This window comes from Duganella rivi (assembly GCF_009857435.1).
In the GTDB taxonomy this organism is placed as follows: domain Bacteria; phylum Pseudomonadota; class Gammaproteobacteria; order Burkholderiales; family Burkholderiaceae_D; genus Rugamonas; species Rugamonas rivi.
The window spans coordinates 65,444-77,238 of sequence record NZ_WWCK01000006.1 but is presented as its reverse complement, the minus strand read 5'-3'; the positions used below and the strand labels follow the sequence as shown (position 1 = coordinate 77,238).

Genomic DNA, 11,795 nt, shown 5'->3' with positions numbered 1-11,795 from the left:
GGTAGGGCCGTTGATAAAAATACTAAGGGTTGCACGCGAAGAGCGACAACGCGGCATGCACCACAATGTTGCGGAATATGCACAATTGCTAATATTCCGTGCTTTGTAACTCAATGTATCGTAAAGTGACCGGCGGCCCGGAACGATCATGGTGCAAGTGTGCACAAAAGTGTGGCGCGCGCGCATCGGTATGAGGCACTTGCATATCGATATGCGGAAAACTACTGGTGATCGCGCATCCAGCCCTTGAGGCCATTGACCCAGTTTTTCGCCGGTAGATTCAAGGTTTTCTTGATTTCGGCGGCACGTTCATACAGCGCGCTGAAGTCCAGCGACGGCGAATTCTTAAACGCGATGACGACGATGTTCGCGTCGTGTACTTCTGGTAGCCATACCACCGCGTCGAACACCAATTCCATGGTTTGCAGGTTCTTGTCGTAGTTGGTGAAGTCGTCGCCAAAGACGTTGGTGGTCATCATGCCGCCGTCGCGCAGTACGTCGGCGCAGCCTTGGTAGAACTCTTGCGAGTCCAGTACCGGGCCGCGCGCTTCTTCGTCGTACAAATCTACTTGCAGGATATCGACCGTGTTGCGGTTGGCTGGATCGAGCACGAAGTCCATGGCGTTCATTTCGCGCACGTTCAGGCGGGCGTCGTTGGACGGCAGGCCGAATTGCGCCTCGCACATGGCGATCACATTGGGATTGAGTTCGATGGCGGTCACGCGCGCTTGCGGCAGGCGGCGGTAGCAGAACTTGGTGAGTGCAGCGCTGCCCAGACCCAGTTGCACGATGTGCTGCGGCTGGTCGTTGAAGAGTAGCCACATCATCATCATCTGCACGTATTCGAGCTCGATGTTGTCTGGCTTGGCGATGCGCATCGCACCCTGCACCCATGAGGTGCCGAGATGCAGGCTGCGCACGCCCTGGTATTCGGTGATGGTGGCAGGCGGGTGGCCGGGCTGGTCGAAACGGATGGTGGGAGATTTGCTCATGGCGCTAGTTTACCAGCCGGCAGATGATTGAGCCGCGCTGTAACCCAAAGCCGAAAGGGGTCTGACCCATGGTCAGGGATAGGGCTATGCCCGCAGATCCTGCGGATCTGCCCCCGGTTCGCCGCCGTGCGGGTTAACAGCTTCGCCGGCCCTTTAGCTAATCAGGGGTAGAAGTAGGGTTACTGTTAACCCGCCACCCTCGCGATTGGTGAGGGTGATGCGGCCGCCGTGGGCTTCGGCGATTTCGCGTGCCAGCGCCAAGCCCAGTCCTGTGCCGCTGCGCTTCGTGGAGTAGAACGGCACCAGCGCGTTGGTCAGCACCGCGTCGCTCATGCCGGGGCCGCGGTCTTGCACGTCGATGCGCACGCCCTCGTGCAGGCGGCGCACTTCAAGGCTGACTTGATCGGCTGGCGAGCCGGATTCGTGGGCGTTCTTCAGCAGGTTGAGTAAGGCTTGCTCCAGTTGGGCCGGATCGAAGGCGCACGGCTCGGCAGGCGCTTCGCCGATTTGCTGGAAGATGACTTGCTCGCCCAGCTGCGTCAAAAACGGCTGCCACGCCTGCGTTTCAAGGCGCGGCGCAGGCAGTTTGGCAAAGCGCGCGTAGCCGAGAATGAAGCTCTCCAGGTGGCGCGTGCGTTCTTCGATGGTGCCGAGGATTTGCGGCAGCCGCTCGGTTTGCCCGCGCCGCACCAGCTCCGCGCCGGAGTGGGCCAGCGAGGTCAATGGCGCCAGGGAGTTGTTCAATTCGTGGCTGATCACGCGGATGACTTTCTTCCACGTCTGGACTTCCTGGCGGCGCAGTTCCATGGTCAGTTGACGCAGCAGCAGCAGTTCGTGTCTGCGGCCGTTTAAGTTGAAGCTGCGGCGGGCTAGGTGGTAGACGTCTTCCTCTTCATCGTCCTTGGTGCTGAATAGTCCGTCGCCGCCGCGCTCTAAGGCTTCCAGTAATGCAGGCGAGGCGTTGGTCAGAACGTCGTCAAGCTTATGGCCCTCCAGCTTGCGGCCCTGGTTGAGCAACTGGCGCGCGGCGACGTTGGCGTAGACGATGGGGCCGGACTCGCTGACCAGTAGCATCGCGACCGGCGTGTTTTGCACCATGGTGTCGAGCAGCAGTTCGCGCTGCACCAGGTCGAGACGCTGTTGACGCAGCACGTCGCCTAGTTCATTGTGGGCGATAACCAGGTCGCTCAGCTCATCGTTCTGCGGCCAGTGCAGGCTGAAGGAAAAGTCGCCGTCCTTGTAGCTGGTGACGGTGCCGGTCAGCGCGCGGAACAGCGACAGCATGCGCTCCAGTTCTGCGCGGATGGTGATGATGGACAGCGGCAGCACGCATAGCAGGCAGACGGCGATCACCAGTCCGGGATTCTTGGGGAAGAAGTGATCCATCGCCAGCGCGATGAGGATGCCGACCGTGAGCAGCGTGCCCACCAGCGCCGTCCAGCGCGTGAGCAGCGAGAGCCGCAGGCCGCGCTTGCGCTCCATCACGGACGGACGATGCCGAGCCGCTCCATGCGGCGGTACAGGGCTTGGCGCGACAGGCCGAGTTCCGCCGCCGCTTGCGCGACCACGCCGCCGGCGCGGCTCAGCGCCAGGCTGATGGCGTCGCGGTCTGGTTCGCGGTTGCTGTCGTCGCCAACGGCGTTATTCATGCTGGCCGCAGGCAGCCCAAGATCGGCCGCCTTGATGACGTCTCCACTGGCCAGCAAGCCCGCGCGCATCATCACGTTCTTCAACTCGCGCACATTGCCCGGCCATTGGTGCGACAGCAAGGCCGCCTGCGCATCGGCATGCAGTTGCTTGCCTTCGCCGAGAAAGTGCATTGCCAGCGGCAGGATATCCATCGGACGTGACACCAGCGGCGGCAAGCGCAACTCGATCACGTTCAGGCGATAGAACAAGTCCTCGCGGAAGGTGCCGGCCCGGATCATGGCCTGCAAGTCCGCATTGGTGGCGCTGACTACGCGCACTTTCACCTGCCGTTCGCGGTTGGAGCCCAGCCGCTCAAAGCGCCCCGTCTCCAGCACGCGCAGCAGCTTCATCTGACCAGCCAAGGGCAGGTTGCCGATTTCATCGAGGAACAGCGTGCCGCCATCGGCCGCTTCAAACTTGCCCTCGCGTGCTTTGGACGCGCCGGTGTACGCACCCGCCTCGGCGCCGAACAATTCCGCTTCAATCAACTCGGAAGGAATCGCGCCGCAATTGAGCACCACGAACGGCCCATTGCGCACCGAGGAATTGGCTTGGATGATTTCTGCAATCCGTTCCTTGCCGGTGCCGTTCGGGCCGGAGATCAGCACCGGAACATCGGCGCGCGCCACCTGGCACGCCAGGTGTATCACGCGTTCCGTGGCCGGATCTTGAAACACCATGCCGCGCAAATCATGGCCGCGTTCCAGTTCGCGGCGCTGGCGCAACTCGCCCTGCACGCGCTGCTGCAAGGCGCGCTTGGCCTGTCCCAGTTCGATCAGATTATTCACGGTGGCGATCAGCTTGTGATCGTCCCACGGCTTGGCCAGATAGTCGGCCGCACCTGCCTTGATCAAATCCACCGCCGCATTCAGGTGCGTCCACGCGGTCAGCAGAATCACCGGCAGATCCGGGTAGCGCTCGCGGATCGCCTTGAACAGCGCCGTGCCTTCCTCGCCCGACGTGGTGTCGGCGGTGAAGTTCATATCCTGTATCACCAGGTCCACGCTGTGCTGCTCCAGCATGGCCAGGCCGGCTTCGGGCGAGGCCGCCCGCAGCGCCTCGATATCGTGCAGCGAAAACAGCACGTCGAGGGCCACGGACACGGCCGCGTTATCGTCAATAATTAATACGGTAGGCATGCCGCAAGCATAACATCATGAAGGCCCATGCACTACGCGCTGCGCGTTGCCGTCGCTGGCGAGATGCTGGCTGCGCGCCATGCCGGGCCATACACCGCGATCACGCCCAGCGCCCAGAAGATGGCGGCGCCGCCCAGCAGGTAGCCGGCCGGCAGGCGCGGCATCTCCAGCTGGCTGACCAGCATCTGGTTCAAGCCGAGCGCGATCAGCAGGCCGGCTGCTACGCCAGCGCTGGTGATCATGAAGTTCTCGGTAATGAAGTAGCGCAGGATGTCGATGCGGCGCGCGCCCAGTGCACGGCGGACGCCGATCTGTTTGCGGCGCTGCGTGACCCACAGGCTGGCCATGCCGACGATGCCGCTGGCGGTGATCAGCAACAGCAGCACGCTGACCGTCACCAGCATCCACGCCAGAGCGTTATCGGCGCGATAGCGTTCGCTGCGCATTTCGCTCACGGCGCGCGCGCGCGTGACCACCGGGGTTGGCGAAGCGGTGCGAATGGCTTCCGCCGTTTCCTTCATCACGCGATCCAGCTGGCCCGGTTCGGCGCGCATGGTGTAGTGGGTGACCTCAATGCCGGTCAGGCGCGCCGGCGTGATGATCGAGTACTCGCCGGTTTCACTGATCTGCGCGCCCGGCGTTTGCAGGCGATCCACCACGCCAACGAGCTGCACGCTGCGCGCCTTTTCGCCGGTGCCGAAGAACACCGTCTTGCCGACGTAGCTGCTCTGGCCCGGCCACATTTTCTCGGCCAGCGCGCGGGTGACGATCCCCACTTTCGGGAAGTCGTCGCTGGTATTGACGTCGATCTCCGGCACTTCATTCGGCAGGAAATCGCGGCCCTCGATCATTTTCAAGCCCCACGTTTTCACTAGCGAATCGGCTGTGTGATAGCCGCTCGCCTGCACCGTGCTGCGAGTCTGTTTGCGGTCTACCGCGAGGCCGGTGTAGTTACCGGAGCGCGACAGCGGCATCTGGCTGGTCTCGGACACAGACAGCACGCCCGGCACGGCGCGCAACGTGGCGGTATCCTTACGCTGGGTCGCCAGCTGGTCTTCGTGACCGCCTTTTTTCAGGTGGCGCACCGTCAGCACGAAGATATCTTGTTCGCGTTCCAGCCCGGAAGGACGGGCCGACACGGCTTGCCGCACCTGCACGATGTGCAGCGCGTTGGCGAGGATGCCGAGGCTGAGGGCGACCTGTATCGCCACCAGTATCGGGCCGGTTTTACTGCGCAGCAGCGCAGACAGGATAGGACGAATTTCCATGATGGCGCTCGCTTATTGAGATTTCAGTTGCAGGGCCGGCGTGACCTGGCAGGCGCGCCACGTCGGCAGCAGGCCGGCGATGATCGCCGAAGCCACGGCCAGTCCGAAGGTGGTGAGCAGCATCACCCAGTCCATGTGCGCGACCAGCGTCAACGCCTTGGACTGCATGGCGATCAAGGCCAGCGCACCGAAGGCCAGCAGCAGGCCAAGCAGGCCGCCGACCAGGCCGACCACCGTGGTCTCGATCAGGAACTGGGCGAAGATCTCGCGGCGCGAGGCGCCCAGCGCACGGCGGATGCCGACTTCCGCTGCGCGCACCGAGAACTTCGCCAGCAGCAGGCCAATGGTGTTCACCAGGCACAGTACCAGGAAGCCGAAGGACAGCCACACGGACAGCTTGTTGTCATTGCCGACCACCTTCTGGTAGTCCAGCCATTCGCGCACGTCGTACAGCATGTTCGGTGCGGCGCGCTTCAGGCGGCCCAGCTTGCGCTGCTCGATGGCGTAGGAGTCGAGGAAGCTTTGCAGCTCGGCGCGGTCGGAGGCGCTGCGGGTTTCGATCCAGCCTTGAATCCAGGTGCACTCGGAATCGAGGAAGGCCTGGAAGCCCGGTGCGATATCCTGGTGGCAGCTGGTGCTGCCGTTGCGGGGGAACTCGTGGCGGATGGCGTTGGAGAAGGGGATGTACATTTCCTCCTCTTCGCTGAAGGCGCCGTCGTTGTTGCCGATGATGCGGTGGAAGCGCGGCACCACGTTCCAGGTATTCAGCACGCCGACGATTTGATACTGGAAGCCGCCCATGGTCATGCGCTTGCCGACCGGGTCGGCGTCGCCGTACAGTTTTTCCGACAGCTTGCGGCTCAGGACTACCACGTCGGCGCCGGCCTTGTCGTCGGCTGGGCTCCAGCCTTGGCCGTGCAGGAACGGCGCTTCAAACATATTGAAGAAGTCCGCGGTCGGCGCGAGGCCGCGCGCGTTGAAGGCGCCGATGTCCTTGCGCTCAGGCTCAATGGCGATGGCGATGCCGAAGACGGCGGTGCGGCGTTCGCCGGCCTTGCTGTTGATGATGTTGACGGCGTCGCGGTAGCTCAACTGATCGTCGTCGATCTTGTCGCCGGCCTTGTAGTTCTCGATGTCGCCGTTGTCGACTAGTGGCACGAACAGGCGGTCGCTCTTGTGCGGAATCGGGTCGCCTGACATCACGTGCAGGATGGTCAGCGTGGCGACGCTTGCGGCCACGCCGATGGCCAGCGTCAGCACCATCAGCGCGGTCAGCGCAGGGTTGCGGCGCAAGCTGCGCACACCCAGCAGGAAGTAGTATTGGAACATGCTGCGCTCCTCGGCTTAGGCGACGTTGGACAGCGACGGCGCCTTGCGCACCAGGTCGGACACCTGGCCGTCGATGATGTGGACATTGCGCTGGGTGCGCACCGCCAGTTCGGGATCGTGGGTCACCATCAGGATGGTAGTGCCTTGAGCGTTGATCTCTTCCAGCAGTTCCATCACGCCGCGCGCCATTTGCGTATCCAGATTGCCGGTCGGTTCGTCGGCCAGCAGCAGCTTGGGTGAACCCGCCAGCGCGCGCGCGATTGCCACGCGCTGTTGCTGGCCGCCCGACAGTTCGGCTGGATAGTGCTTCATGCGCGAGGCCAGGCCGACTTTCGCCAGCGCGTCTTCGATGCGCTCTTTGCGTTCGGCGGCGTTGAAGCCGCGATAGCGCAGCGGCACGTCGACGTTATCAAACAGCGACAGGTCGGGAATCAGGTTAAAGCCCTGGAAGATGAAGCCCAGCTTCTCGTTGCGCAGGCGCGAACGGGCATTGTCGTCCATGCCTTTGACGTTGATGCCGTCCAGGATGTACTCGCCGTCGGTGAATTCTTCCAGCAGGCCGGCGATGTTGAGGAAGCTGGTTTTGCCGGAGCCCGAAGGGCCGGTGACGGTGACGAATTCACCTTGCTTGACGTCGATCTCGAAACCGCGCAGCGCGTGCGTTTCGATCATGTGAGTGCGATAGACTTTGCTCAGGTTTTTCATGCGCAGCATGGAGGGCCTCTTGGGTAAAGTTATTTATTGATTGATCGAGACGCGTTCGGCGTTCTCAAAGGTTTCAGTACCGGCTACAACAATCTTGTCGCCTTGTTTCAGGCCGCCGAGAATTTCCACGGCGGAGACGCTGGTGGCGCCGAGCTTGATCGGGGTACGGATGGCGATGCCGTCGCGGACCACGTAGGCATAGCGGCCACCTTCCGATTCCACGAACGGGCCGCGCTGCACCATCAGGGTGTTTGGTTTTTCGTCGATCAGCAGGCGCGCGGTGAGGCGCTGGTTCTGGCGCAGGCCAGCCGGCTGCTCGCCGTTGAAGCGCACGCGCGCCAGCACCTGGTTCTTCACCACTTCCGGCGACAGCGCGGACAGCTTGCCGGTGGTGGTGCCGGTGCCGTAATTGACTTCCGCATTCATGCCGATGCCGATGTCGGAGACGTAGGTTTCGGGGACTTCCAATTCCACTTCAAGGCGCGACAAGTCGACAAGCGTCATCAGCGGCGTATTGGCCGGCACCACGCTGCGGTCGGCCACGGACAAGGTGCCGATGAAGCCATCAACCGGTGCGCGCACCGTCAGTTCATCGACGCGGCGCTGGGCGTTGGACAGGGTGCTGCGCTGCTGATCCAGCTGTTTGATTTTGGATTCCAGTTCCAGCGCCACGTTGTCGTTTTCCAGCGCCGATGCCTCGGTGGCGTGCTTGGCGCGGATGACGGCGGAGTTCACGGCGTCCTTGGCGCGCTGGTATTCGATCTTGGCGACCGCGCCTTCGTTGGCGACGGCGTCGTAGCGCTCCAGCGTGCGCTGGGCCGAGACGCGGTCGATTTCGGCGGTGTCGGCGTCGCGCTGGGCCAGCAGCTTTTGTTTGCGGGCGAGGATGCGCTGGCGCGCCACGTCGGCCTCGGTTTGGGCGTAGGCGGCTTGTTCGCGTTTCAGCGCGTCGGACAGGTCGGGCGATTCGAGGACGGCGAGGACATCGCCTTTCTTGACCGTGTCGCCGGCGTGGACTTTCAGCGTGACGGTGGCCAGCGATGGCGCGTACAGGGTTGGGCTGACGGCGGCCACCACGCGGCCGTTGACGGCGGCGTCGCGGATCAAGGTGCCGCGTCCCACTTCGGCGATGCGCAGGCGCGAGATATTGACGGAATGGTCGCTGCCGCGCCAGGTGTGAATCAGCGACCAGCCGGCGGCCAGCACCGCCACGGCAGCGGCGGCGATGATGATGCGGCGCTTGGTGAACTGTCCCTTGGGTGGGGCAATGACGGCGTCTTGAGATGAGGTGTCGCGGATCATGGATTGCTCGTTTGTGAGTAGATACGCAACGTTATGCAGAAAGCGTGCCACACGCTAAGTGATTGATTTATATGGAGCGGACGTTCGTGTCCGCTGTCCGTCAGGCGTCCGCGCTGTCCGGGGCGGACTTGAAAAATTGGCAACCGCCGCCAATTGGCTGTCCATGACCGATTACCCTTTCGTCCCTAGCGACATTGCCCTTTATCGCCGCATGCAGTCCGGTGCGGATGCCCTGATGGATCAGCAAACGTGGGACGACCTGCTGCTGCCGGCCTACAGCGCCGAGCTGGCGCGTGAGACCAGCATCTTCGGCCAGCAGGAGCTGCATCGGCGCTTGTACGCAGCGTCCGGCGGCGAGGTGTCCGTGTCCGCTGACCGCGTGCGCGGCTTGATGGCGGATGACGCGGCGCGGGTTCAACTGCTCACCGCGACCAAGGATCTGCGCCGTGCAAATCGAGAGATTAGCGAGACCTTGTTTGGCCCGGCGCTGCCATCGTCGCCGCGCTGGCTGCCTGTGCTGGGCTGGTTGCCGTTGGCGTTTTTGGCATCGGCCGCCGCAGCGCTGGGCATGGGGTGGATGCCGATGTGGATCGTGACCTTGGTCTTGTGGCTGTCCTTGTGCGCGATACAGATGCGTTATCACGAGGCGGTGCAGGAGTGGGGCGGCATCCTCGATAGCACGCAGCTGATGCTGCGCGCGCATTCGCTGCTGCCTTGGGACGATGCGGCGCAGGCGGGCAAACTCAATCGGCGCTTGAGCCGTTCGCTGATGTCCGGCATGCCGGGCGTGGCCGAGTACAGCGATTGGCTATGGCTGCAAAACGTGCGCCACTACTTCCGCAGCCGCGACGTGGTGCGCGAGAACATCGGCTTCCTGCGCGCCAGTTTTGAACGCGTGGCGGTGCTGGATGCGGATCTGGCATTGGCGCGGCATTTGTCGGCCACGCCCCATTGCTGGGCTGAGCAGGGCGATGCAGTGGAGATGGCGCAGGTAGTGCATCCGTTGCTGGCGGATGCGGCGGCGCTGGACTTCGGCATGGCGCAGCAGGGCGTCTTCATCTCCGGCCAGAATGGCGTCGGCAAGAGCACCTTGCTGCGTACCGTGGGCCTGAACCTGATCACCGCGCGGGCCTTCGGTTTTTGCTACGCGGCGCGCGCGGTGACGCCGCTGCTGCCGGTGTATTCGAGCATGCAGAACGAAGATGCGCTGGGCGCTGGCGAAAGCTTCTACATGGCCGAGCTGCGGCGCGGACAAGAGCTGCTGGCATTGGCGGCGCAGCGACCGGCCATCTTCATCATCGACGAAATCTTCCGCGGCACGAACTACCTTGAATCGGTATCGGCGGCAGCGGCAGTGCTGCATGCATTGGCGCAGCAGGGACGCGTGGTAGTGGCTTCGCACCATCTGGTTCTGGCCTCATTGCTTTCGGACTGCCTGCAACCTTGGTGCGTCAGCCGCCGTGACGGCGAATGGCAACTCAGCCCGGGCATCCTCCAAGACACCAACGGCATCAGCTTATTGAGCGAGCGCGGCTTCGCCCCCGCCATCACCACCAAGGCCAACCGCATCCACGCATGGCTCAGCAACTACATGGCTCATCCCACCGGAGGAGAGGGCCTCCCCCTAAATTAAGCTAGATTCAGAAAGTATTTTATTAGCGTATAATTTCCCGTTAGTAATTTTTTAAAAGTAACAGGAGATTAGGCGTGAAAAATATTACTGTGAAGGCGAGCCTGCTGGGCGTGCTGGTGTTGTTTGCGGTGATGCTGCTGGCGGGCGCCGGCTTGGGGATTTTCGCTTTGCAGCAGTCGAACCGCTCGATCGCCGAAGTGCATCAGATCGCAACGCAGGTGATCACGATCAATGACGCCTACAAGGACACCACCCGCACCCGCTCGGCCCTCACGCGCGGCTACGCGGCGCTCAAGGAAAGCGATAACAAGGCCGACCGCGACTCCGCGCTGGCCAACGCCAAAAAATCCTACCAGCGCACGCTTGATTTCCTCGATAAGTTTGAAAAAGCGCCTGGCTATCCCGGCCAGGATGCACAGCTGAAGAAGGATCTGATCGACGCCGGCCGTAAGCTGTCCGCCGTGCTGGAACGCGCTTCCGCCGCGCTGGCGAAGGATGACACGGCGGCGTACTCGGCCATCAATTCCGGCGAGCTGACGCCGACCGGCGCCGCGTTTTCGCAGTTGCTGGAAAAATTCCAGAAGCTGGGCGATGAGCAGATCAACGAGTTGACCGATAAGCGCGCCAGCGAGTACACGGTGGTGATGTGGCTGGTGGCGCTCGGCTTGCTGATCGCATTGGCAGTGGTGGGCGGCGCGCACTGGCTGTTGCGCTCCACGGTGCTGGTGCCGCTGGAAGGCGCGGTGGCGCAGCTCGACCGCGTCGCCAGCGGCGATTTGACCGCGCACATTGAGGCCGAAGGCGATAACGAGATCCAGCACCTGCTGAAAGCGATCCAGCGCATGCAGCGCGATTTGCTGTCGACCGTGTCGCGCGTGCGCCAAGGTGCGGATGTGATTAACACCGGCTCGCAGGAACTCGCGGCCGGCAACATGGAGCTGTCCTCGCGTACCGAGACGCAGGCTAGCTCGCTGGAAGAAACCGCCGCCTCGATCGAAGAGTTGACCAGCACCGTCAAGCAGAATTCCGAGAACGCCCAGCACGCGCGCAAGCTGGTGGAAGGCGCATCGACCACCGCCGCGCAGGGCGGTGAGGTAATGCAGCAGGTGGTCAGCACCATGAATGACATCAACGATGCCTCGCGCAAGATTGTGGATATCACCGGCGTGATTGATGGCATCGCCTTCCAAACCAATATCCTCGCGTTGAACGCGGCGGTGGAAGCGGCGCGCGCCGGTGAGCAAGGCCGGGGCTTTGCGGTGGTGGCGACTGAGGTACGCAATTTGGCGCAGCGCTCGGCGGCAGCGGCCAAGGAGATTAAGGTGCTGATTGATGATTCGGTGCAGAAGATCCGGCTCGGCACCAATCTGGTTGAGCAGGCCGGCACCACCATGACCACGCTGGTCGGCGACGTGCATCAAGTGACGCAGATCGTCGGTGAAATTGCCGTCGCCAGCCGTGAGCAAAGCGAGGGCATTGACCAAGTCAATCAAGCCGTGGCGCAGATGGATCAAGTGACGCAGCAAAATGCCGCGCTGGTGGAGGAAGCCGCAGCGGCCACGCAGTCGCTGCAAGACCAGGCCAGCGAGTTGCAGCAGACAGTCAGCGTGTTCAAGATCGGCGATGCCGGCGCAGCGGGCGGCAGCCGCGTCGCTGGCCGCTTGGCGCTGCGCTAAAGATAGTTGGGCGATTCAATCATGATTGACTTCGCCCAAAACCCGGCCTATTATTTCTGTAT

At 62.7% G+C, this 11,795-nt stretch carries 9 protein-coding genes; 2 read left to right on the top strand and 7 right to left on the bottom strand.

The features are described from left to right. Positions 1–221 precede the first annotated feature (221 nt). The 7 genes from GTP45_RS19915 to GTP45_RS19885 form a co-directional block, all read right to left on the bottom strand. Complete coding sequence (locus GTP45_RS19915; protein WP_161015622.1) at positions 222–992, bottom strand: spermine/spermidine synthase domain-containing protein; 771 nt, start codon at positions 990–992, stop codon at positions 222–224. Positions 993–1,145: 153 nt separating this feature from the next. After that, positions 1,146–2,474 (bottom strand): sensor histidine kinase, encoded by a 1,329-nt coding sequence (locus GTP45_RS19910; protein WP_161016143.1) that lies wholly within the window; start codon positions 2,472–2,474, stop codon positions 1,146–1,148. Then, complete coding sequence (locus GTP45_RS19905; RefSeq protein WP_161015621.1) at positions 2,474–3,820, bottom strand: sigma-54-dependent transcriptional regulator; 1,347 nt, start codon at positions 3,818–3,820, stop codon at positions 2,474–2,476. The genes GTP45_RS19910 and GTP45_RS19905 overlap by 1 nt, the downstream gene beginning before the upstream one ends. A 32-nt stretch (positions 3,821–3,852) precedes the next feature. After that, complete coding sequence (locus GTP45_RS19900) at positions 3,853–5,088, bottom strand: ABC transporter permease (protein WP_161015620.1); 1,236 nt, start codon at positions 5,086–5,088, stop codon at positions 3,853–3,855. 12 nt (positions 5,089–5,100) lie between these two features. Then, complete coding sequence (locus GTP45_RS19895) at positions 5,101–6,417, bottom strand: ABC transporter permease (RefSeq protein ID WP_161015619.1); 1,317 nt, start codon at positions 6,415–6,417, stop codon at positions 5,101–5,103. A gap of 15 nt (positions 6,418–6,432) precedes the next feature. Further along, positions 6,433–7,131 carry an ABC transporter ATP-binding protein gene (locus GTP45_RS19890; protein WP_161015618.1) on the bottom strand — a complete coding sequence of 233 codons (699 nt, stop codon included), beginning with the start codon at positions 7,129–7,131 and terminating at the stop codon, positions 6,433–6,435. Positions 7,132–7,155: 24 nt separating this feature from the next. Beyond that, positions 7,156–8,424: an efflux RND transporter periplasmic adaptor subunit gene (locus GTP45_RS19885; protein WP_161015617.1), complete on the bottom strand. Its 1,269-nt coding sequence runs from the start codon at positions 8,422–8,424 to the stop codon at positions 7,156–7,158. Positions 8,425–8,587: 163 nt separating this feature from the next. Here GTP45_RS19885 and GTP45_RS19880 point away from each other — a divergent pair, with 163 nt between their 5' ends. Both GTP45_RS19880 and GTP45_RS29340 read left to right on the top strand, forming a co-directional pair. Then, complete coding sequence (locus GTP45_RS19880; protein ID WP_161015616.1) at positions 8,588–10,057, top strand: MutS-related protein; 1,470 nt, start codon at positions 8,588–8,590, stop codon at positions 10,055–10,057. Between the two features lie 74 nt (positions 10,058–10,131). Beyond that, on the top strand, positions 10,132–11,733 hold the full coding sequence (locus tag GTP45_RS29340; RefSeq protein WP_161015615.1) for a methyl-accepting chemotaxis protein: 1,602 nt from the start codon (positions 10,132–10,134) through the stop codon (positions 11,731–11,733). Positions 11,734–11,795: the final 62 nt, after the last annotated feature.

Excerpts from the sequence above, each read along its gene's own strand:
- GTP45_RS19915 (WP_161015622.1), bottom strand. The coding sequence starts at position 992 with ATGAGCAAATCTCCCACCATCCGTTTCGACCAGCCCGGCCACCCGCCT.
- GTP45_RS19910 (WP_161016143.1), bottom strand. The coding sequence starts at position 2,474 with ATGGAGCGCAAGCGCGGCCTGCGGCTCTCGCTGCTCACGCGCTGGACG.
- GTP45_RS19905 (WP_161015621.1), bottom strand. The coding sequence starts at position 3,820 with ATGCCTACCGTATTAATTATTGACGATAACGCGGCCGTGTCCGTGGCC.
- GTP45_RS19900 (WP_161015620.1), bottom strand. The coding sequence starts at position 5,088 with ATGGAAATTCGTCCTATCCTGTCTGCGCTGCTGCGCAGTAAAACCGGC.
- GTP45_RS19895 (WP_161015619.1), bottom strand. The coding sequence starts at position 6,417 with ATGTTCCAATACTACTTCCTGCTGGGTGTGCGCAGCTTGCGCCGCAAC.
- GTP45_RS19890 (WP_161015618.1), bottom strand. The coding sequence starts at position 7,131 with ATGCTGCGCATGAAAAACCTGAGCAAAGTCTATCGCACTCACATGATC.
- GTP45_RS19885 (WP_161015617.1), bottom strand. The coding sequence starts at position 8,424 with ATGATCCGCGACACCTCATCTCAAGACGCCGTCATTGCCCCACCCAAG.
- GTP45_RS19880 (WP_161015616.1), top strand. The coding sequence starts at position 8,588 with ATGACCGATTACCCTTTCGTCCCTAGCGACATTGCCCTTTATCGCCGC.